General features: G+C 66.9%; 20 protein-coding genes and 1 pseudogene. 3 read left to right on the forward strand and 18 right to left on the reverse strand.

The window, feature by feature from the left end; translation table 11 throughout:
- Positions 1-31: 31 nt before the first annotated feature.
- The 5 genes from OG912_RS02865 to OG912_RS02885 all read right to left on the reverse strand — a co-directional run bounded on the left by OG912_RS02865 (position 32) and on the right by OG912_RS02885 (position 5,378).
- On the reverse strand, positions 32-829 hold the full coding sequence (locus OG912_RS02865) for a methyltransferase domain-containing protein (RefSeq protein ID WP_327708011.1): 798 nt from the start codon (positions 827-829) through the stop codon (positions 32-34).
- A 24-nt stretch (positions 830-853) separates the two neighbouring features.
- On the reverse strand, positions 854-1,966 hold the full coding sequence (locus OG912_RS02870; RefSeq protein WP_327708012.1) for a GTP-binding protein: 1,113 nt from the start codon (positions 1,964-1,966) through the stop codon (positions 854-856).
- Between the two features lie 39 nt (positions 1,967-2,005).
- On the reverse strand, positions 2,006-3,274 hold the full coding sequence (locus tag OG912_RS02875; protein WP_327708013.1) for a GNAT family N-acetyltransferase: 1,269 nt from the start codon (positions 3,272-3,274) through the stop codon (positions 2,006-2,008).
- Positions 3,275-3,304: 30 nt separating this feature from the next.
- On the reverse strand, positions 3,305-4,555 hold the full coding sequence (gene arsL, locus OG912_RS02880) for an arsinothricin biosynthesis radical SAM protein ArsL (RefSeq protein ID WP_285570385.1): 1,251 nt from the start codon (positions 4,553-4,555) through the stop codon (positions 3,305-3,307).
- A gap of 514 nt (positions 4,556-5,069) precedes the next feature.
- Positions 5,070-5,378 carry an ArsR/SmtB family transcription factor gene (locus tag OG912_RS02885; protein ID WP_327708014.1) on the reverse strand — a complete coding sequence of 103 codons (309 nt, stop codon included), beginning with the start codon at positions 5,376-5,378 and terminating at the stop codon, positions 5,070-5,072.
- Positions 5,379-5,454: 76 nt separating this feature from the next.
- Here OG912_RS02885 and OG912_RS02890 point away from each other — a divergent pair, with 76 nt between their 5' ends.
- Positions 5,455-5,862: an arsenate reductase ArsC gene (locus OG912_RS02890; RefSeq protein WP_327708015.1), complete on the forward strand. Its 408-nt coding sequence runs from the start codon at positions 5,455-5,457 to the stop codon at positions 5,860-5,862.
- 3 nt (positions 5,863-5,865) lie between these two features.
- Here OG912_RS02890 and OG912_RS02895 read toward each other — a convergent pair whose 3' ends face one another.
- From OG912_RS02895 to OG912_RS02915, 5 genes and pseudogenes are all read right to left on the reverse strand, one after another.
- Positions 5,866-6,237: an ArsR/SmtB family transcription factor gene (locus OG912_RS02895; RefSeq protein ID WP_326656716.1), complete on the reverse strand. Its 372-nt coding sequence runs from the start codon at positions 6,235-6,237 to the stop codon at positions 5,866-5,868.
- Between the two features lie 166 nt (positions 6,238-6,403).
- Positions 6,404-7,264, reverse strand: a complete 861-nt coding sequence (locus OG912_RS02900) for an abortive infection family protein (RefSeq protein ID WP_327708016.1) — start codon at positions 7,262-7,264, stop codon at positions 6,404-6,406.
- A 103-nt stretch (positions 7,265-7,367) separates the two neighbouring features.
- On the reverse strand, positions 7,368-7,610 hold the full coding sequence (locus OG912_RS02905; RefSeq protein WP_327708017.1) for a hypothetical protein: 243 nt from the start codon (positions 7,608-7,610) through the stop codon (positions 7,368-7,370).
- A gap of 141 nt (positions 7,611-7,751) precedes the next feature.
- Positions 7,752-8,867 carry an IS110 family transposase gene (locus tag OG912_RS02910; protein WP_327708018.1) on the reverse strand — a complete coding sequence of 372 codons (1,116 nt, stop codon included), beginning with the start codon at positions 8,865-8,867 and terminating at the stop codon, positions 7,752-7,754.
- Positions 8,868-9,244: 377 nt separating this feature from the next.
- Positions 9,245-9,328, reverse strand: a pseudogene (locus OG912_RS02915) (IS5/IS1182 family transposase); the annotation flags it as partial.
- Positions 9,329-9,966: 638 nt separating this feature from the next.
- Between OG912_RS02915 and OG912_RS02920 the strand changes: the two are divergent.
- Positions 9,967-11,076, forward strand: a complete 1,110-nt coding sequence (locus OG912_RS02920; protein ID WP_327708019.1) for an ImmA/IrrE family metallo-endopeptidase — start codon at positions 9,967-9,969, stop codon at positions 11,074-11,076.
- 3 nt (positions 11,077-11,079) lie between these two features.
- Complete coding sequence (locus OG912_RS02925) at positions 11,080-12,243, forward strand: hypothetical protein (RefSeq protein ID WP_327708020.1); 1,164 nt, start codon at positions 11,080-11,082, stop codon at positions 12,241-12,243.
- Between the two features lie 19 nt (positions 12,244-12,262).
- Here the strand turns inward: OG912_RS02925 and OG912_RS02930 are convergent, their stop codons facing one another.
- The 8 genes from OG912_RS02930 to OG912_RS02970 all read right to left on the reverse strand — a co-directional run bounded on the left by OG912_RS02930 (position 12,263) and on the right by OG912_RS02970 (position 21,016).
- Positions 12,263-12,880 (reverse strand): hypothetical protein, encoded by a 618-nt coding sequence (locus tag OG912_RS02930; protein ID WP_326656722.1) that lies wholly within the window; start codon positions 12,878-12,880, stop codon positions 12,263-12,265.
- Between the two features lie 1,270 nt (positions 12,881-14,150).
- A complete protein-coding gene (locus OG912_RS02940) occupies positions 14,151-15,524 on the reverse strand; it encodes a tryptophanase (RefSeq protein WP_327708021.1) in 1,374 nt (457 codons plus the stop codon).
- A complete protein-coding gene (locus OG912_RS02945; RefSeq protein WP_327708022.1) occupies positions 15,497-16,753 on the reverse strand; it encodes a tryptophan dimethylallyltransferase family protein in 1,257 nt (418 codons plus the stop codon). Before OG912_RS02945 ends, OG912_RS02940 begins: the two co-directional genes overlap by 28 nt.
- 353 nt (positions 16,754-17,106) lie before the next feature.
- Complete coding sequence (locus OG912_RS02950; protein WP_327708023.1) at positions 17,107-18,453, reverse strand: cytochrome P450; 1,347 nt, start codon at positions 18,451-18,453, stop codon at positions 17,107-17,109.
- Positions 18,450-19,055 carry a GTP-binding protein gene (locus tag OG912_RS02955; RefSeq protein ID WP_326739823.1) on the reverse strand — a complete coding sequence of 202 codons (606 nt, stop codon included), beginning with the start codon at positions 19,053-19,055 and terminating at the stop codon, positions 18,450-18,452. Before OG912_RS02955 ends, OG912_RS02950 begins: the two co-directional genes overlap by 4 nt.
- Positions 19,030-19,425: a DUF742 domain-containing protein gene (locus tag OG912_RS02960; RefSeq protein ID WP_327708024.1), complete on the reverse strand. Its 396-nt coding sequence runs from the start codon at positions 19,423-19,425 to the stop codon at positions 19,030-19,032. Before OG912_RS02960 ends, OG912_RS02955 begins: the two co-directional genes overlap by 26 nt.
- The gene (locus OG912_RS02965; RefSeq protein ID WP_327708025.1) at positions 19,422-19,820 is read right to left on the reverse strand and encodes a roadblock/LC7 domain-containing protein; all 399 of its coding nucleotides are present in this window, start codon (positions 19,818-19,820) and stop codon (positions 19,422-19,424) included. The genes OG912_RS02960 and OG912_RS02965 overlap by 4 nt, the downstream gene beginning before the upstream one ends.
- Positions 19,817-21,016, reverse strand: coding sequence for an ATP-binding protein (locus OG912_RS02970; RefSeq protein WP_327708026.1), 1,200 nt, complete (start codon positions 21,014-21,016; stop codon positions 19,817-19,819). The genes OG912_RS02965 and OG912_RS02970 overlap by 4 nt, the downstream gene beginning before the upstream one ends.
- Between the last annotated feature and the right edge of the window lie 810 nt (positions 21,017-21,826).

Raw genomic sequence — 21,826 nt, forward strand, 5'->3', positions numbered from 1 at the left:
GGGGCCGCGGCCCGGAATCCGGCGGTGCGGATCAGCAGCAGGTGCCCCCGGGGGCACACTCCTGCGGAGCGTCGGCTTCGCTGTCGACGGGCTTGCGGGCGCGGATGATGGCGGCGTGCAGGCCGTCCGCGGCTTCCTGGGTGAAGACGATCTCGGTGTCCTTCAGGCCCACAGCGTCCAGGAGTTCGCGGTACTCCCCCACCGACAGGGCGCCTGCGATGCACTGACTGTGCCCGCCGCGCTGGGCCCGCTCGTCGGGACTGAGGCGGTCCTCGGCCACGACGTCGCTGATGCCCAGGCGTCCGCCGGGGGCCAGCACGCGGGCCATCTCGGCGAACACGGCCGGCTTGTTCAGCGACAGGTTGATCACGCAGTTGGAGATGATGACGTCGACGGTCTTCGCGGGCAGCGGAATGGACTCGATGGTGCCCTTGAGGAGGACCACGTTGTCGATCTCGGCGTCCTCGATGTTGCGGGCCGCCAGAGCGAGCATCTCCTCAAGGAAGTCCAGCCCGAAGACCCGCCCGTCGGGGCCGACGCGGCGTGCGGACAGGATCACGTCCAGTCCGCCACCGGAGCCCAGGTCCAGAACCGTTTCGCCTTCCCGCAGTTCGGCGACCGCGCTGGGGTTGCCGCAGCCCAGGGAAGCGAGCAGGGCGGTGTCCGGTGCGGCGCCGGGGCCGATCTCGTCGTAAGCGGCGGGGCCGAAGGTATTGGGGTCGGGGGAACAGCAGGCGCCACTGGTCTCGGCCTCTTCGGCCTTGGCGCGGTAGTAGGCGCGGACCTCTTCCTGCAAGGTGCCCGAGGCCGTGGTGGTGGTGTCACTCATGTCTGAAGTCCTTGAGGAAGGGGGTCAGGCGCCGGCGGGGGCGAGGCGGTGGACCGGGCGGGGATAGGACGGCTTGAAGGAGACCGGTGCGGTCGCGGAGGACATGACCTGGTGGCTGTCGTCGGCGGCTTTGACCGCTGCGGTGACGGCCTGGTCGAGGGCCTCGGGCTCGCAGGCGACGCGGGCGTTGACGACCGCCCGGCCGGCCGCGGCATGGGCAGCCGCGGCGCGGTCGCACGTGGGGTCGGCTCCTGCCTGGGTGCAGCTGAGCTTGGCGAAGTCCCCGTCGGGCAGCTCCACGGTGAGCTTGGCATGCCCGATCACCGCGTCGCTCTCCTGTGCCCAGCGGGAGAGCCCGGCCAGTACGGTGCCGGCCCAGGCGGTGGCGTCGAAGCCGGTGCCCGCCACTGCTGCGGTGAGGTCGAGTTCCTGGTTCATCCAGGCCAGTTGCGCCTCGGCGGCGGCATAGCGGTCGTAGTCGATGTCGAGCTGGACATCCTGGTTGGTCGCCGGTGCCTGCCAGGCGTCGGTGAGGTCCTCAAGTCCGGCACCAGTGGTGGCGGAGTAGCCCACAACAGTGGCGTTGGGGTACTGGGCGGCCAGGTCCTTCAGCAGAGTCTCGGCCCGCGGCGCCGGGATGGTGTCGAGTTTGTTGACGGCGATGACGTCGGCTTCGGTGAGCTGCTGGCGGAACAGGTAGGAGAGGTCCGATTCCGGTTCGGCTCGCTGGGCCGCGCGCTCGAAGGCCAGGTGGCGCAGCGGGTCGACGACCGTGGTGAGGGGGGCGACGACCATGCTGTCGCCGTAGTACTGGCGCAGCGGGCGCACGACGGTGGCCTGCAGGTCGGTGCAGGAGCCGACGGCCTCGGCGATCACGACGTCGACTCCGTCGGAGTCGACCAGGGCGACGACGGCCTCGACGAGGTCCTCGAACTTGCAGCAGAAGCATCCGCCGGTGACTTCAGCGACGCTGCCGAGTTTGCTGCGGACCAGTTTGGTGTCGACCAGCTCGACGCCCTGGTCGTTCGTGATGACGGCGACTTTGCGGCCGGTTTCCTGCAGGGCCAGCGCGGTTGCGGTCATGGTGGTGGTCTTGCCCGCCCCGAGGAACCCGGTCAGCGGAATGAACGTGATCATGTCGTTCCTTCTGGTCCGATTCGAAAGCCTGGGAGGGGGTCAGCCGGTGGAGCAGCAGCCCCCGTCCGGGCTCTGGCCGAGCAGGGTGAGGGGTGCGGGCTGGGAGGGTGCGGCTGTCGTGTCACCGAACGCGATGCGGCGGCTGGCGCCAAAGGCATCCAGCCAGGTGGCAGCCTGGGGACGTAGGTCGGGGTCGGACAGCACCAGAGTGGTGGTGACCTTCCTCGGGGTGCAGCCGCGCAGGGCCTTGGCCTGGTGGGCGCCCGCGCCGAACTCCACGGTGCGCAGCCCTTCGGCGTAGGCGTCCTTGACGGGTGCGTCCAGGACCAGGGCGAAGTAGATGCCGCTGCGTTCGCCGATCGCGGCGTAGTCGAAGCCGGCCCACTTGGGGAACAGGCGGTGGTTCTTGCGTACGGTGACGCAGGTGGCGACCAGGGCGCCGTCCTTGTAGCCGAGGTAGGCGCGTACGTCGGCGCCCTCGTCGATCAGCGTGGTGAGGATGCCGGCGATGTGCCCGGGCTCCTCGCCCGCACCGTTCTTCTCCCGGTTGAGGCAGGTCAGTTCGGCGATCCGGGCCGTGTAGGGGCGGATGTTCTCGCCGTCGACACGCTCGATGGTGACGCCTGCCGCCAGGGCGCGGCGCACGTCACCCTTGATGCGCTGGCGCTTCTTCAGCGGCAGCGCGGCCAGGTGTCCTTCCCAGCTGCCCGCGTCCAGGCTCATGAAGTCCTCGAAGCCCCAGAAGGCGCTGTGACCGCCGGCCGCGTTCAGTGCGGTGACCAGGGCCTCGTTGCCTCGCCTGTCGGGTATCCACGGGGCGGCGATGCAGCGGATGCCCGCCTCGAAGGCCGCCGGGACGAGCTTGTCGACGATCGCACCCATGAGGGTGGGCGTCCAGAAGTTGTAGGCGACCTCTGTGCGGTAGCCCAGCGGAGACCCGAGCAGGAGGGTCGGGAAGAACGGCTCAGTACCCAGGGCGTCGACTGCCGCGCTGCGGGCGGCATCCGTCTCCGCGCCGCAGCACACTTCCTCACCGCTGGGGGCCTGCCAGCCCAGGTAGGTGCGCGGCTCGTGGTCGACGACAGGCGGGTTGGTGATGATGTATCCCGGCAGCAGGGCCAGTTCGCCCCGCGCGCGGGTGGCGATCGTGTGCCAGGGCTGGGCCTCGGGCAGGACCTTCTCCGTGGCCCGCAGCCAGGTGGGTCCCAGGTAGGGCCAGGAGTCGGTGAGGCGGTCGAGTTCGCCGGACCAGTCCATGTCGGGCAGGGTCTGGCCGGTGGAGATGACGATGCGGGGTGATCCACCCATGTCAGTGTCCTTCGCGTGTGAGGGGGCGGGTCAGCACTTCACGCAACAGCGGATCTTGCCTGCGTCCTCGGCATCGGTGCGCCGGTCCTGCCACAGTTCCTCGACGCGCTTGTCGGGGTGGGTCCACTCCACCCAGAAACCGCGGTCGACGGTGGCGATGTCTTCCATCCACGGCGAGGACAGCAGCGGGGACCCCTTGAACAGCAGCAGCCGCGTCTGCAGAGCCGTGGGGTCGGTGACCCGGGCCAGCCCCGTCTCCACCAGCCAGTCCTCGAACCCGAGGAGTTCCTCGTACTCGATCCATGGCGTGAAGGGAATGAAGGTGGGAAACAGCTCGAAGCCGATGCGTTCGGCTTCCGCCACCGCCTGCTTCATGTGGTCGACGTCGATGTGCTTGTCGAAGATCCGCAGGATTCGGTTGGAGGGGAACTCCAGCGCGCACGTCACCTTGCGCAGGCCCAGCGAGACGAGCTTCTGCAGTTCCTTGGTGTAGTCCAGGACGTGGTCGACGCGGGTGGTGAACTCGAACGTGATCGGCCCGATCGCCTCGACGAGCCGCTCGACGACACCGACACCAATGGTGCGGGAGTTGAAGAACTCCGCGTCGATGAAGCAGAAGTGCCGTACGCCTTCCTCGGCCAGTTGCAGGGCGTCGGCCAGGACGGTGTCGCCGTCGAAGGCTGCCACCCCGCCGTCATAGGCCCCGTACACCGAGCAGTAGGTGCACTTGTGGTGGCAGCCGCGGGACGCCTCAATGTTGCCCATCAGCCCGTACGGGGTGTGGTGGGCCGGGTAGTGCACCAGCGAGGGGAACAGCTCCCTGGCCGGGGCGGCCACGCTGATCCGGCGGCGCGGCGGCTTGGGACGCATCCCGCCGGCTGTCATGAGCGCCGGCACCTCGCCCAGGGGCATGGTCCCGGAAGCGAGGTGGACCAGGTCCTCGGCGATCAGTTCCGGCTCCTCCATCGCCACCCCGCTCACGACCTGGAGGAATTCACGATGATTCATCTGCGCGTACTGGCCGAACGTCACCACCAGGGTGCCGTACGCCTCGCTGACACGCCGGGCCAGGGCGATACCGCGCTCCAGACCCTCGAACTGCTGCACCGAGACCAAGGTGAGATCGAACGGGCCCTCAGGCAATGCGTCAGGCTGCAGATGGGCGTCCCAGCCCACCACGTCAGCGCCGTGATCACGCAGAGCAGCCGCCACGCAGGCAGAGGTCAGAGGTTGGAGCTCCGCCTCGAAAGCAGAAGCCACGAGCACACGGGGTGTGGTCACACGTCCCCCCAGGGAGTGGTCAGAGTGAGCGACGAAACAGCCGGGCCGGCAGAGACCCGGGCCTGGTCGGTGACGGCCCTGTCAGTCCGACGGCGGAACACTCCCAGCATTAAACGATGTATGTCAATAGATCGATGAATAGCTGGTACGCACCCCCGGACAGTGGCGCAATGTGACACCCTCCCGGTGGCGCGATCCGATCCATGCAGCACGGAAGGCCCGGTCACCGGTGCAAACGGCCAGAGTTGGCGTTTCGCAAATGCGGTCCGGCGCACCGAACTCCCCAGGTCACGCGGTCCGCAAAGGCATGGGGTGAAGAGGGTTAGCAACCATTGAGCTGGGGTAGCACCAGCGTCATTGAATCGGCGTACTTCGATGTACCTGCCGTTCCGGAGCAGCACACTGCTCCGGAACGGGCACGACCCATCAGGATGCGGTCAACCGCTCGTCGGCAGGCAAGGGGGACACACCACACGTGCACTGGCGAATGCGGAATCTCCCGTTCAGAGGGGAGTTACGGGCAGGGGCGCCGGGCGTTTCCGGCGTTGTACACACTCTGCGCCAGGCCGCCGAAGAAGGATGCGAGTGCTTCAAGCGCCTCGGGCCGGACCTTGTAGTAGGTGAAGCGGCCACACGGTTCGGTCTCCACCACACCTGCCTCACGCAACACCCGCAGATGGTTGGAGAGGTTGGTCTGGCGCGCACCGGTCTCGGCCACCAGATGCGTCGTACACAACGCCTCCCGGGCCAGCAACGTCACAATCCGCAGCCTGAGCGGGTCCGCAAGCGCCCGCACAACCTCAGCGTCGACCGATGTCAGCATGAGATTGATGGTGACACATCAGGATCATCCGCGAGGCAGACCACCGGGCACACACCCATACCAACAGGAGCAAACAATGCCCGTCAGACCGTCCGTACTGTTCGTCTGCATCCACAACGCCGGCCGCTCCCAGATGGCCGCTGCCTGGCTCCGCCACCTCGCCGGCGACCGCATCGAGGTCCGCTCCGCCGGCTCCGCACCCGGTGACACGGTCAACCCGGCCGCGGTGGAGGCCATGGCAGAGGTCGGCATCGACATCTCAGACCAGGCACCGAAGATCCTCACCGTCGACGCGGTAAGGGCTTCGGACGTCTGCATCACGATGGGCTGCGGGGACACGTGCCCCGTCTTCCCCGGCAAGCGCTACCTCGACTGGCAGCTCGAAGACCCCGCCGGACAGGGCGTCGCAGCAGTCCGCCCTATCCGCGACGAAATCAGAACCCTCGTCGAAGCCCTCATCAAGGAAATCGACCCAACCTCGTAACGCCTAGTGCGGCACGAGGGAGCCAAAGACGCGGTCCTGCAAGTCTCGCAGCGCTGAGGGAACCAGGGAGAACCAGGCCCACGTGCCTCGCTGCTCACGCGCAAGAAGACCGGCCATCGCCAGAATCTTAAGATGACGGCTCACCGCGGGCTGGCTCAGCCCCAGCGAATCCGTCAGGTCACACACGCACAACTCTCCTGCAGGGGCCTGCTGGATCAAATGAAGAATCTGCAGCCTGGCCGGATCGGCCATGGCTTTCAGCCCAGCCACCCTCAGCTCAACCTCGTCACGAGTGATGAGGTCCCCAGACGGTCCCGGCGAGCAACTCCCCTGCCCTACTGGACTTATACGTAAGTTTGAAGCAGCAACGACCATGCCCTCACTCTACGAGCAGTCGGCTCACCACAAGATCTGGGGCAGCCCGTCCCGGGCGCGAACTCGCCGCCACCTGACGCTCGGCTTGGCCGACAGCGTTACCGGCCCGGGAGCGCCCTCTTCTCAAGCCGGGAGGTTCGGGGAAGGTCCGCAGACTTAGCAGCGATCAGACCTTGCCCTTACGCCACGGGGCGGCAGGGTCAGACAAAGTGTCGAGAATCAACTCACACCAGGTCACAGCGGCGTTGACCGTCAAGCGCGCATGGCGAACCCCGAGTCCTGACGGCGCACTCGCCTGGCCGTGACCGCTGCCGAAGCCCTGGTTGCGCAGCTCCGCGACGCCCACGGCAATGTTCACAGCCCCTGAAAGGATCTTCTTGATGGCCTTGCTGCCGTCCGGCCCCTCGGCTGCAGAAGCGGCATCGAGCTTCAGCTCCCTGTGGACCATGCTGATCAGCGAGGGGAGGGCAGCGTTCTTGTCGACCTCGATCTTCAGCTCCTGAAGTGCCGTCTTTGCCGTGGCCTCGATAAGCTGCTTAGCCGCCCCAATGGCCCCCTGCGAGTCGGTCGTCAGATCTCGCCGGATACGCTCCAGCTCGATCGTGATCCCGGAGGCGTCGCTGAGAGTACTGAGGTCCCGGACCAGCACCGGCGGGTTGGGCCACGTGATCCGTCCCTCCTTGTCGAGAGTGAACCCGTCGCGCTCCAGCCGGACTCGGATGTCCTCCAGCCACCTGGGGGTGCCCTGCTCATCAGGGTTCCTACACGCGCGAATGAAGTCCTCGAAGACCAACAGCGCACGCCGGACCTGGTTCTGATCCGACCAGTCCACGCCCTCGGCGTAGAGCATGAACTCCGTACGCCGCTGCCCCGGGTCCTGGTACTTCAGCTCATCGGGCGGGATAGGGACGAACCCGTGATCCTGCCACAGTTCAGACACGATCCGGATGGTCAGATCTGTCGCAAGCGAGCGGATGGCGTTGCGGACTGCTGGACTCACAAGCTCCTGGCGTGCAGTGACGGTCATGGTCTGAAGATACGAGGAGACTCTGACACCGTCATGGCCTTTACCGACAAGGGCGCTCAACTCAGGGATGTGCTCAGACCGAGCCGAAGCCTTTGGGCCTGAGTCAGTCCTCAACCCGGTAGGCAATTTCCCCTCCAGTCGAGACCTGCGGTTCGATGGTGACGCGCACCGTGTTAGTAGAGGTCTCACCGCGAATCGCTTCCGGAAACGGCCGTCCAGAACCCAGATGTTCAGGCCGCCCTGGCGCTCTGGAGTTGCTCACGGCGATGGCCATCTCCAGCTCGATGGTGCTGCACCTGAAGCGCATGGCGGCGTTGCCCTGTTCGTGGAACTGAGCAGCCGACAAGGCCCCTCACCTCCGCGCCCGGGGCAAAGGTGAACCCCCTGCGCCCCCGCTCGCCACGAGAAAGCACAGGCGCGCCGGTTACCACCCTTGCATACACGGCGGAGCCGTCCATAGGGCAACCGCGAATGTCGCCGGCCTCTCCTATGAACGGGTTCCTGGCTGCAGTTGTCCGACCAGGTGGAACACCTCCCGGGCCGCGTAGCGTTTGAGGCAGCGGACGATTTCGCGGCGGGTTTTGCCCTCCTTGATCCGGCGCTCGTAGTAGTCCTGCGTGCGCGGGTCGACCCGCAGGCGGGTGAACACGATGCGGTGGAGCGCGGCATTTGCCTGCCGGTCACCACCGCGGTTGAGGCGACGGAACTGCCGGCGTCCCGAGGAACGCTCGACCGGGCTGACCCCGCACAACGCGGCGAAGGACGCCTCACTGTCCAGCCGTTCCGGGTTGTCCCCCACCGTGATCAGCAAAGTGACAGCCGTGTCCGGACCGATCCCCACCACATCGAGCAACTGCGGGGCGTACCAGTTCACGAGCCGGGCCAGACGAGCGTCCACATCCCGGATCTGCTCGGAAAGCTGGCCGATCCGGTGAGCCAGCAGACCCAGCGCGACTCGAGTGGCCAGCAACACCCCCTCCTCGCCCATCTCCTCCTGAGCGCTCACGTCGGCGAACCGTGCACAGCGACGGAAGAGTTCGGCATTGCCCAGGCCCGCCAGTTCCTCCCGCAAGGCGGGGTCGGCAGTGATGAGGATAGCTTTGAGCTGGTTGATGGCCTGCGTGCGGGCTTTTACGGCGGAGGCCTTCGTGAGTTTGTACATTCTCGCGATCTGTACCGGCCCATCGCCCGACTTGGCCCTGGCGCGGGCCCGCCCGCTCAATACAGCTCGCGCCGCGTTCTGCGCATCGAGCGGATCCGATTTGCCGCGCCGACGGCGATCTGCCCGGTCCATACGATTCACGTCGAACACGTCCACGCCCTGAGCCAGCAGATAGCGCGACAGTGACGCCCCGTAGGAGCCGGTCCCCTCCACACCGGCCCGCCCCACCCCGCCCAACGTCCGTGCCCACTTCAGCAGATCGCGGTATCCCGCTGCGGTGGCCGGGAACTCATCGGTGGCCAGGACTGCCCCCGTCACGGAAAGCACCGCAGCCACATGAGCATCCCGGTGCGTATCCACTCCCAAAATCACCTCCCCCGCAGGGCGGCGACGGCGAGCCTGCGGAGCAGGCGACGTAATGGACACGGTCGAACTGGACATGCCCGTTCTCCTTCCGGTCCGATGGCATATCGCGGTGCCGGTGCCGGTCCGGATCGGACGGTCAGAGTCGTGAGGACGCCACAATGATCGGCAGGCCCCTATCGGGACACACCCGCCGGCCCGGCACCGACAACGCACCGTCCCCGGCCAACGGCCGACACTGTGAAAGCTGGACACAGTCGCACTTCGGTCAGAGATGTCATGAGTCAGACCTCGGACCCGGAACAGCACCCACCCATGCTCCCGCCCCTCACAACACATCGGGCTCTGCGTTCAAACCTGACCGTCGATGGAGAACATTCGGCAGCCGACGCCCAGTCGCGACTACACATGCGCGAAGACGAACAGCGAACAAGCGCATTTGCTTCACAACTCGGCAAGGTGCTTGCGATGCCTCCGAAGGCAAGGAAGTGCTCGGCCTTGCGCTCATAGCTGCAGTGCAGACGGCGGCGTCCACCGAGCCCAACATCGGGGTACCGATGCAGCGTCCAACGAAGCCAGCGGAAGCCGCCGGTCGAACGGGCCCAGTCCGCCGGCACCGTCACGACAGCGTTCAGTACGTCTTCTGGGACCGGCCCGTCGACTGCATCACTCTCGTTCCGGGGCCTGTCGCCCGACAGAGCGATCTCCGCGTGTGCGAAACCAACGAGGTCTTCGGGTCCAGGCGATCCCGCGCCATGAGCGATCTCCGCGTGCGCAGCGATGTTCCGCACCTGTGTCGCTGGGAGATGGCCTGACGCACGTCCGCTCCGCGTAGGTGTTCGGTCGGATACCCGGGCCCTGGCGGGGTTTCTGACGTCGTCCGCCGTTGATGGCGGCGAACATGCGAGAGATACAGCCGTGACGAACACGATATGGCAACCCTAAGTTCCTCCGCGAAGCGACCTCCTGATCTGCGCAACGATCCACCGTCTCGGGCGGAAGATGCCGATGAAGCCCTCCCTCACTCAACAGCGCTCACCAGACGTGCAGTTGGACTGTCAGTGGCGCGTGGTATCCCTGAAGGCATGACACTTTACGGATCATGTCCGGAATATTCTGAGGGATAAAACCGTGTATCCTCAGCGGAGTTATGACTTGCCAGGGCTGGAGGTGGACCGTGAGTGATCAAAGGGAGTTGCTGGCGGATCCCGCCATGCTCGGCCTGGCGCGCGACTCTCGGGGGTGGACCCAGTCCGAGCTTGCGGAGCAGATGTCGCACGTGGAGGGCAACCGCATCTCGCAGGGGTACGTAAGCCGGGCCGAAGCCGGACGCATCCCGGTCCGGGCGGAGCGGGTACTCCTGTTCGCCGCCGCACTTCGCTTCACCCCCGAGATGCTGTGCCAGGCCACCGACACGGCCGGGGCAGGCATCGGGCTGATCCACCACCGTAAGCGGGCCTCACTGGGCGCCCCCGCACTGCGCCGGATCCATGCGACGCTGACGCTCACCCGCCTCCAGGTCGAAGCGGTAACGCAGGCGGCAGACCTCAGCCATCCCCACCGGTTCAGGCCCATTGAGGTCAACGACTTCGACACCCCCGCGGACGCCGCGGAAACGGTACGCGAGGAGTGGAACGTTCCCGCCGGCCCCATCGCCGACCTGGTCGAGGTGCTCGAAGACGCCGGCACCCTGGTCGTAGTCCGCGACCTGGGCACCACGGGACTCGACGCTGTAAGCCAGTGGCCGCGCGGCCGGACGCCGCTGGTTCTTCTCAACTCCGCTGTGCCTGGTGATCGTTCACGCTTCAGCCTCGCTCACGAGCTGGGCCATCTGATCATGCACCAGGAACCGGGCGAGGGCCGTACTCAGGAGGCACAAGCCGACCGGTTCGCCGCCGAGTTTCTCATGCCGCACGAGGAGATCCTGAGCGAGCTGAAGCCCGGCATCGACATCGCCCGCCTCATGGATCTGAAAGCCCGCTGGGGGGTCTCCATGGCCGCTCTCATCCGGCGTGCTGTGGACCTGGGCGTGATCACCGAATGGCAGTACCGCACGCTCATGGTCGAGTTGTCCGCACTCGGCTACCGCACAAGCGAACCGATCGTCATCCGGCGCGAGACCCCGCGCCATATCGCTCAGGCCGTCACCCGGCTTGCAGGACAGCACCACCTCAGTGCGACCGAGACCGCTCACCTGGCGGGTCTGGGGCGTGAGGAGTTCCACGAGATCTACCTGTGCGCTTCTTCGTCCGGACACAAGGACGTGCCGGACCCTTCTGCGAGGTGATTCATGAGCAACGCCCCCGATCCGAGGCGGCGGCCGCCCGCCGTGAAGACGCTCGACCACACCGTGGCAGCGGTGCCACTCCTGCAGGGACGCGTGCTACTGCACGAACATGCCCGGTACACCCCTCGGCCTCGTCCTGCCCTTGATGATGACCTGAGCGGTGTCGTCATGACCGGCGCCAACGCCGACGCACGCGCCTTCCAGCTCCGCGCCGATGTCGGCTACACAGGAACTCTCCTGATCGACAGCGCCGCCTACACCACGTACACGGCAACGGCGGAGGAACCGTTCATGGCGCCTCCCGACGAACTGTTCGCCACCGTGCACGACTCCTTGAACTTCCAGAAGGCTCGAGGGGCAAGCGCAGCACTGACGCCCACCGGCTACATACCGCCGGCGAACTCCCGGACGCTCAAAGCAGTAATGCGGGAAGCCAACCGAATCGAGCGAGCAGACACCCTGATATCCCTCCCGATCGACGCCACCTGGCTCAACCGGGAGAACATCAGTCAGCTGATCGCGGTCTGCGCCAAGATCCACCACCCCAAAGCCCTCATCCTCTTCCGCCAGTTCGACCCGCTGGAACAGGCGAAGGACATTCCGGCCAACCTCCGGCGGTTGTTCACCGAGGTCGAGCACATGTCACTGTTGCGCACAGACCTCGCAGCCCTCGACGTGATGGCGCACGGCGCCTTCTGTGCGGGAATCGGTGCCCAGAGCTCGCTCCGCCACGCGATACCGCCCGACGAGAAACCCCGGATAGGAAAGCGCGGCGGCGGGCCCACATACCCGCACGTCCTAATGCCGCAGTTAATGTGCTTCAAGGGCGCCGAATTTCTGTCCAACGTCTACGGCAACGCCGACCCGGCAACCTGCGACTGCGAGGAGTGCGACGGGCGCGGTCTCGAGCGTTTCTACCTTTCCGACGGCGACACGCGGCGTGAGGCCGAGAACCACAACATCCTCACCTGGAGCGAATGGGTCAGCGACATGGCCGGCCACCGCGCCGGCAGCGAGCGCAAGACGTGGTGGCGCAACAAATGCGCGGCAGCCGTCGACCGCTACGGACTGGAAAACCAACGCTTCGAAGTGGGCGCAAGCCCCAGGTCCGGGTTCCAAGTACCGCCGCCGCTGAAGACGTGGGCAACGCTGCCCGTCTCTCCCTAATCGAAATCGGGCAGAGAGCTTAGGACAGCTGACGGTGGACATCCTCCAGGAACTTCCAGTTGGCCACCGTATGACGTTTGCGAACAAAGGGGCTCGGCGGCACAACAACCTCCACGGTTGCCCCTTGGACACGGAGCAATCCGATGCCATAGAAGGCTGCACGCATCACAGCTTCCTCCTTGCGCCTCAACACACCATCGATCAGTACGGCACGAGCAGTGAATGGCGTGAACCGCTCGGCCTGCTCCATCGCCGACTCCCAGCCGCGTCCAGACACGAACACCATGTCGACATGCACCGGCTGGGTCGCCAGACGGGTAATCAATCCGTCGCGCCGAACCACAGCCCCCTTCGGAAGGCACTTCAACGCTCGGCGCTCCCTGTCGCTCAGTGACCCGGCAGGAACAGGCTCTCCGAGTGGCAGCGCCATCAAGAGGTTCAAGGCATCCGGCCGCGTCAGCGGTTTCATCCCCGCAGCCGCCCGCCGCTCCCGCTCTCGCGCCTCGAATCGGTAGGCCGCCACGACCTTCGCCCCCAAGGCTTCAACGACCGCCAGGCTCGCTTCGCGGGGTACGAGATCGCCGGGAGCCAGCGCTCCCGCAACCACACCCAAGGACTCTCGTGCCGCGATTGCCATCGACCAACCCGCTCTCGTCCCGCATCGACGCTCTTCCAGCAGGGCTGTGCGCGCCCATCCTTACCGCTTGCCACGCGCCACCGGGAGCAGCCTCAGCAACAAAGCCAACGGACCTCAACCGGCCCTAGACACGGGAACGCGCCCAAACGAACGGCAAGGCTAGTACGGACACTCGCACGATCATCGACCACCTCCCCGAACAGCTCCACATCGGTCACCCACCGCCCTCTCGCTGCACAATTTGCACCCACAACAGGTCGCGGACGAGCGACTGCGATCGTAGCCATCCCACGCCACGATGCCTACAGCTGTTCGAATTCTGGGGCGCGCCTCAGCTACCGGAAGCATCTCCCAGGCCACGGCCGACCAGTACCGCGCCAGCGGCCCCGCAGGCCGACGGGGGGCAACATCTGTCACGTCCGTGTCACCAACAACGTCGACGCACCTGGACCACCGAGACCAAACCCGCGTGAACAGCGTCGAACTGGACCACGTGGACGCCACAAGACGCCATCTACCACCTGTGCCAGGTGGTACCGAGGGAGGGGCCGATCACCAGAACTGGTGCGTCTTCCGGCCCGTCAAAGCGGTATTGCAGGGTCTCTGCCGTCGTCTCACTCACCCGTCCAGACTCCCATCTCTCACAATCACTCACGACCCCGGTATGTCCTCCCCCGCCCCATGCAGCCCACCCACCCCACACTGTGGCAGCTCCACGAAGTTCCTCCACACCCGGCTTGACGTACCACCTCTCCGTGGTCAGGACGTGCGTGTGTCCCGCCCACCGAGCCAAAAGGTGATCCGGCACACCCTTATTGGCCAGGTACGTGAAAACACGACGCCCGAGCGTCGTGCAGGCGCACCCGACCTAGGGCCTCTCATGGCGGCACCGACATCACCTGGTCAGCGGCCTACCGGCACGCCCTCCCTCTCTTGGACATGCTCAGGAGACGGCGTCTGCAGGTTCGGGTCCACGATCTCAAGCACCGACCTGTCCGCTCACGCCCCCGAGCACCTGGCCGCCGTCGCCGCAGAACTCAACAGCCGCCCACGCAAAACGCTCGACTGGGAAACCCCAGCCGAGCGCCTCGCTAAGCTACTGGGCCCAGCCAGTTGACCAGCAGTGTTGCAACGACTCCTCGAATTCGCCCACCAGGGTGGGGCCTTCCCGTGGCCGCCGCACTGTCGCTGGACCGGTACAGCCGAAAGACCTGCACTGCTTCAGGATCTTGATGGCTGGGCTCGCGTCGTAAACAACGAAGAGTGCTGATCAGTCGCCGGACTTCACGGGCTCCAGCTTGATGCTGAAGTGTCGGAGGATCGGGGACTGGCCCGTAACCCGGTAGCCACGGACCGATTCAGGATTCTTCGCGATATCTGCCAGGGTGGCGGCAACGTGGTCGTAGTGGCTGCGGGTGTAGACCCGTCGGGGGAGAGCCAGCCGTACAAGTTCGTAGGGCGCCGTCTTGACAGGGTTGCCGTGCTCGTCCTCTTCACCGAGGTACAGCGACCCCAGCTCCGCCGAGCGGATGCCTCCGCGCAGATAGAGCTCGCAGACGAGTGCGGTGCCGGGGTACTGGTGCGGGGGGATGTGGGGCAGGAGGCGCCCGGCGTTGACGTAGAGGGCGTGCAGACCGGCGGGTTCCACGATGTCGACGCCGGCCTCGCGGATGCGTGCGGCGAGATGGGCGGCTATGTCGGCACGCTCGGCGAGGTAGGCCGGCTCGGTCACTTCGAGGAGGCCGCGGGCCATCATGTCGAGGTCACGTCCGGACAGACCGCCGTAGGTGGTGAATCCTTCGGTGGCGATGAGCAGTCCCCCGCACCGCTCGGCGAGTTCGGCGTCCTTCAGACCGATGAAGCCGCCAATGTGGACGATCCCGTCCTTCTTCGCGCTCATGACGCAGCCGTCGGCGAGGCGGAAGGCTTCCTCGGCGACCTGGCGCGGGGTGCGGTCGGCGTAGCCGGGTTCGCGCTGGGTCACCAGCCAGGCGTTCTCCGCGAACCGGGCGGCGTCGAGGATCATCGGCACGTTGTGACGGCGGCACAGTTCGGCGGTGCGGTGCAGGTTGTCCATGCTGACCGGCTGGCCCCCGCCACCGTTGTTGGTGATGGTCATCAGCACGGCCCCAACGGGCGTCCGGTCCGCGTTCTCCAGGGCCTGTTCGAGGGCGATCAGGTCGATGTTGCCCTTGAACGGAAAGTCGCTGTCGAGGTCCTTCGCCTCGGCGCAGGGCAGGTCGTACGCCGTGCAGCCAGTCAGTTCGACGTTGGCGCGGGTGGTGTCGAAGTGGGTGTTGGACAGCACACTCGTGCCAGGCCGCAGCAGCGAGGAGAAGAGGATGCGCTCGGCCGCGCGGCCTTGGTGGGCCGGCAGGATGTGGGGGTAGCCGGTGAGTTCGGAGACGACCTCGTGCCACCGGTAGAAGGAGCGGCTGCCGGCGTACGACTCGTCGCCCTGCATTCCTGCGGCGAGCTGGTCTGCGGAGATGGCACCGGTCCCGGAGTCGCTCAACAGGTCGATGGTGACTTCGTCGGCCCGCAGATCGAAGGGGTTGTAGGCGACCCGCTTCAGCGCGGCCTCGCGCTCCTCCCGGGTGGTGAAAGCAAGAGGTTCTACGACCTTGATGCGGTAGGGCTCCACGTGACTTCCTTCTGTGCGGTGGGCGGGCTGATGTGGCCGACGGCCTGGTGCCCGAGGTCCAGGACGCTCTGGGTGAGTTGCGCAGGCATCCAGGTGCCCCGCGGGTACTGCTCCTGCGGCGGCCGGACGCGGTGGGCCTCGGAACTCAGGTAGGCGGTGAGCCGGGGCGGCCGGTTGCGCTCGTACACCAGGGCCAGGTAGGCGATCAGCCCCACGCCGTCGGCGAGGGTTCGCTGTGTGAGCGCTCCCAGACTTCGGTTCAGGACGGTGGGGTCCAGGCCGGCCCGGGTCAGCAGTGCTGTGGCGCGGGCGAGGGCCTCTTCGTCATCGCGCACGTAGTCGCGAACGGGGATGTGGAGCGTGAAGCCGCTCGGGTTGCTGTCGCCTTCGGTGAAGGAGTGGCAGGTGAGCGCCGGCCGCCGTACCAGTCGCAGGATGTCGTTCCCGCCGCGCTCGGACGGCGCGAGGGAGCCCGCGGCCGCGTGGAAGAAGTAGCGGATGTCGGCCGCTGCGGCTCCGGAGGTACGGCTGAGCGCGCAGGCGTCATCGGCTGACATGCGCGGGTGTCTCACGTAGACCTTGACGCGGGGGGACGTCCAGGCGCCCAGGTCCAGAGCGAGGAACGGATAGCCGGCCCCCGGGGGCAGTTGCTCGAAGGCCTGGCCGTAGCCGAGCCGCCGCAGTGCCTCGTGCACGGTGCGGGCCGCGCTTTCCGGGCCGGAGGCGGAGGGGTTCAGGTAGACCTTGACCCCTGGGACCCCTCCAGCGCGCAGATCGAGCGCGTACCACAGGGCCAAGGGGCCCTGTGCTGCAGCGGGGAAGAACAGGTCGGCGAGGGCGTCGAGTCGGTCGGTGGCGAAGCCCCAGCGGGCGCCCATGGCGCGGATGACCGCAAGCCCGGCGCGGCCGCTGTCGACCATGTCGCTGTGGGCCCACCCGGGCTCCACGAGCACGCGCAGGGCCGGGGCGGCGTCCGGAGCACTGGCGAGGGAGAACTCGACGGGGGTGTGGTCATCGGAGAGGAAGGTGGGCGAGGCCGGTGGCAGAAACAGCGGCCGGTGGGCGGCGCCTGCGAGGGAGTCGATCAGGACATTTCCGTACAGTTCGATGTCCGCCTCGCTCAGGCCCACCGTGGCGCCCAGGCGCCGTAGTTGACCGAGTACGTGGTCGCCGAGCGTCGTCTCGCCGGGGCTGGTTGCCGGTACGCCGGGATCCGGGCGGGAGGTCATCGTGTGCCTCGCACATCGTGGCGCGTAACGCGTCTGGACGGTGCGGGAGTACGGGGACGTGCTCCGCCGGCAAGGGAGGAGACGAGGGCCGATCCGCTGCCGGGAGCAGCGGGTATTCGGTCCTGCGGCCGGTCGGGGTCTCGGCCCCCGCACGGGTTCCGTCTGCTGAGGGTGGTGCGCCGTGGGCCCGGTCGGGCGCTCGCGGATGGGGGCGCGGAGATATTTGCGAGGTCCACTGCCTCTCCTTCATCTTGTGTCACTCCAGACACTCCGCGCCGTCCTACCCAGGAAGTTGATCTTTCATGCAGGCCATGTCAACTGCCTGTGTCACATGCATCACAGGGGGTGTGGGGCTACTCGCCCGTCAGCCACTTCATGAAGCTGCTCCAGCGCCCCGCTTTGCCGGTGGGCTGCGGCGCCGCAGGCGCGGGTGAGGCCGCGACGGGGGGTGCCTCGTAGCGGGGCACGGCCGTCGGCGCCGGTGCGGCCGCGGCGCGCGGGGTGACTGCGCTGAACCGGACGGGCAGGGAGATCAGGGCCCGGTTGAAGGGGCCGGGCCGCCAGGCGAGGCTGTCCGCGGGGACGGCGAGTTCAACGTCGGGCAGGGCGTTGAACAGCGTCTCCAGGCCCGTCAGGGCGATCAGCCTGGCCGGCTCCTTCGACGGGCAGGCGTGCGGGCCGGCGCTCCAGGCGAGGTGACCGCGAGTGTCGGCACCGCGGTCCGCGAGCGCCGTGTTGGCGGCGCCGAAGGACACCAGCACCAGGTCACCGGCGCGCACCTTGTCGCCGGCCACGTCCGTGTCGACCACCGGGTAATGGGGCGCGTAGTTGGACATCGGCGCATTGCGCCACAGAGTGTCGTCCACAGCCTTGTCGAACTGCCCCAGGCGCGCGAACTCCTCGTTGGTCAGCATCGTGTAGAAGGCGTTGCCGATCAGGTTGCCCTCCGGCTCGCCGCCCGCGCCGAGGAGCAACACCAGTGTGTGCGCCAGTTCCTCGTCGTTCAGCTGCGCCGGATGCTGCATCAGGTAGGACGTGACGTCCTCCCCGGGCTGGGCGCGCTTGAGCGCCACCAGCTCGCTGACCGCTCCGAGCAGGACCTGGCTGGCCGCTTCGGCGTTGACTCCGTCGAACATGCCGGAGATGCCGAACAGCACCCGGTCACCGATCTCTGCCGGGCAGCCGAACAGCTCGTTGAACACGTACAGCGGGAGCTGCTGGGCGTAGTCGCGGAGCAGGTCGGCGCTGCCGCGGGCGCTGAACTGGTTGATGAGGAACTGGGCCGCCTGGCCGACGATCCGGCTCAGCCGCTTGTTGCTGACGCGGGCGAAGGAGTCGGTGATGGCCTGCCGCAGCCGCACATGCTCGGCGCCGTCGGTGAACATCGCGTTCGGCCGGTAGGCCAGCAGCGGCAGGACCGGGCTGTCGGGGCGGATGCAGCCCTCAGCCAGGGCACGCCAGCGGCGTGAGTCCTTGCGAAAGGTCGTCGAATCCTGCAGCAGTTCCAGAGCCGCGTTGTAATCGGTCACCAGCGTCGCCTCCACGCCGGGGGCGATGGTGACCGGAGCGGTGGGGCCGAGCTCGCGCATGTAGCGGTAGTACGCGTGCGGATTGGCAGCGAACTCCGCGCTGTCCAGGGGTATGCGCTGCCCGCTGCCGTGTGCGGGGCAGCCGGGCGGAGGTACAGAGGGGGTTGTCATGCGTGCTCCAGGTCGGCGCGCTCGTGCAGATAGCGGACCAAGGTGATCAGGGCGTCGACGGACGACTTCTCGTCGCGTGCGTCGATGGTGACGACGGGGGTGTCGGGCAGCAGGTCGAGTGCCTCCCGGACTTCCTCCGGGGTGTGGACCGTACTGCCGTCGAAGTGATTGATGGCCACGGCGAAATCGAGGCCGTAACTCTCGACCAGATCCATGATGTCGAAGGAGTCGGCCAGGCGCTCGGGGTCCACCAGGACCAGGGCGCCCAGCGCTCCGCGGGCCGTGTCGTCCCAGAGACTCACGAAGCGCTGCTGTCCGGGGGAGCCGAACAGATACAGAACGATGCGCTCGCTCAGCGTCAGCCGGCCGAAGTCCAGGGCGACGGTGGTGGTGGTCTTTCCCTGAACCCCTTTGAGGTCGTCGACGCGCTCCGAGAGCGTCGTCATCCGCTCCTCGGTGGACAACGGCGTGATCTCGGAAAGTGAGCCGATCAGGGTGGTCTTGCCGACGGCGAAATGCCCGACGACCAGGATTTTCACTGCAGTCTGCTGTGCGCCGCTGGGCACGTAGGCATCCTCAGACAGAGAGAGCCTTGAGGCCATCGAGCACCTCCTTAAGCAGGGCCTTGTTGGTGGGACGAGCCGAGGGCACCGGCGCCCGGGTCACGAGATAGCCCCCCTCGGCGAGGGAACTGAGCAGCGCCTTGACCACCCCGAGCGGCAACTGGGAGTGCGCGGCGATCTCAGCGACCGAGAGGTAGCCACTGGAGCACATCTCCAGGATCTGTTCCTCCTCGGGCGAGAGCCGTTGGGGGCGCTGCTGCTCGTCGGTGGCCGTCGTAACGAGAGTGATGAGGGCGAACTCGCCCTCATCAGGCAGGTCACGGCCACGGGTGATCACGTAGGGACGGACTAATGCTCCGGCCTCGGACACGAACTCGGGCTCGGGCTCGGGACGGCCGGGTTCCGTCATGAGGTGACCGATTCGCCGCGAAGGCCGGTCGACATCGCCTTGCCCAGCCGGCTGACCAGCTGCTGCATCCGGTACGTGATGTCCTGCATGTCGACCTCGGCCGACGCCGCCACGGCAAGGTAGCTGCCGCCGCCCGCAGCGTTCAGGAACACCCAGCCCCCGTCGAACTCGATGAGGGTCTGGCGCCAGTTCGCTCCGTGCTCACCGCAGAAGAAGCTGACGGCCCGGCTGAGCGACTGCAGGCCGGAGACTGCGGCGGCCACCTTGTCGGCATCGCCCCTGTCGAACTCCGCAGTACGGGACATCTGGAGGCCGTCGGCAGAAATCAGGACCGCGTGGAGAGCATGCGGAATCTGCAGCGCGTCCTCAAGCATCCAGGACAGGTCGTCGCTCACGGGGCATCGAATCCTTCGTGTGAATCGGCAGTGGTATCGCCTTCGGCGGCCGGTACCCCCGCACCTCGGCCGCTGAGAGTGCCGCGCTGAAACGCGCCCATGGCCGCCACCCTTGCCTCTGCTGACCGGGCCGGCGGCGCTTCATCAGATCTGCGGCCGCCGTCCGGCACGAGCGCCATGCCGCGCTTGTTCCGTCGCCGGGGCAGCCCGCCCTCTGCCGCCGCAGGAGCCGAAGCGCGGCTCTCGGCAGCGGCATTGACTTCCTGCGTGGTAGTGGGCGTCTTGGGCTCGGGCATCTCGGTCAACAACTCCTTCGGCACCATCACCACCGCGCGGACGCCGCCGTAGGGAGAGGTGCTGTCGATGGCGACCGTGAACCCGAACCGCGCGCACAGGGCACCGATCACCGCGAAACCGAACGCGGGAGGGTTGCCGAGCTCCGCAACGCTCACCGCAGACCCGCTGGACAGCAGAGCGGTGGCGTTCGTCCGTTCTTCCTCGCTCATGCCGACACCGGCGTCGTCGATCACGATGCAGATGCCCCGGGGCACCGTCCGCACCTCGACCTCGACCATGGTGGACGGCTCGGAATAGCTGGTCGCGTTGTCGAGCAGCTCGGCCACCGTCAGCGCGATCGGTTCGACGGCACGGCTGGTCACCGCGAAATCGACCCGTGAGGCGATTTCGATGCGCTGGTAGTGCCGGATACGGCCCTGCGCTCCGCGGATCACGTCATAGACCGATGCAGCCTCCCGCTGCCGGCCGAGCCACCCGCCGCACAGCACAGCAATGGACTGCGCACGCCGGTTGAATTGCGAGTTCATGTGGTCGATGTCCAGCATGTCCCGCAACACGGCCGAGTCGCCGTACTTCTTCTGCAGCCCGGAGATGGCCCGCTGCTGCTCCGCGGCAAGGCCTTGAAGGGTCCGCATAGCCGACTTCAGTACGGTGTTCGTGGCCTCCTCCGCCTCTTCCTTGGCCTGGCGGACCACCTCGTCGTAGCCGCTGCGCAGCTCGGTGACGGTGGACTCGAGGTCGGCGGCCCCGCCCTGCGATGCGGTCAGCTCACCCTGAAGGCCCTGCTTTTGACGACGTAGCGCCTTGATCGTTTTTCGCTGGCGAGTTATTACCGTGGCGGCGACAGCGACGCCGACGGCAAGCGCCCAGACTGTCGGATCCTGCCAAAAATTCGTCATGTGACTCTCTATTGAGCGGCTGGATTCCAGCTCTCGAAAACTGTCCAAGCGGACCCTCGGCTGTGGGCAGACGTCACCGCCCGGAGAGCCCCCTGGCTGTAGCCATGCCAAGGTGAATGCTCACGTGGCATGTGCACGCGAGCGTATCACCGGACGATCATGAGACTCTGTCAAGTCCGCCACGCCGTTGCTCCGTTGGCGAGAAATGCATGTTCATGTCAGTGAGGAAGGTGTGCCTGCGAGGTGGAGGCCCAGTGGCGGAGCGCACCATGCCGCTCAGTAGTGTGGCACCTGGGTTCTTGCAGCTCTGCGCCGCATCTCGCCTCGTAGCGGGCTGACGCGGCGATACAGGGCAGGGCGAGTGTGATCCGACCAACAAGCGTGCCCAGGGCACAAGATGGCCGATTCGAGAGCGGTTACGGACAGCGACGCGAGCTGCGACTCAGGACATGTGACCGCAACCCTCACGGTCTGGGATTCCTCGCCGCCGGCAGCCTGTCCAGAACGCGGCGACGCGAACGACCGAGGCGGCCCAGCCCATATTCAGGTGCGCCCGTACTGGAAAGACCTGCGGGAAACGCCCCATGAAGACCGCGTCGCCCCGTGATCACTGACCCGCCCGACTGCGATCTGCACGGACACCCCTAGTACTCCAGCCGGACTTCGGTGTATGTCCTGGTCAACGGCTGGAGCGTGGGGATTTTAGCGGGGTGGTGCCGGGTGTGGGGCGGGTTCGCCCGGCCTGTCCCGCGAAGGAGTGACCGCGCCGTGTGTAGTGACAGCGGCGGGCCCGGGCCTGGTGTCGGCGGC

Source organism: Streptomyces sp. NBC_00464 (assembly GCF_036013915.1).
Lineage (GTDB): Bacteria > Actinomycetota > Actinomycetes > Streptomycetales > Streptomycetaceae > Streptomyces.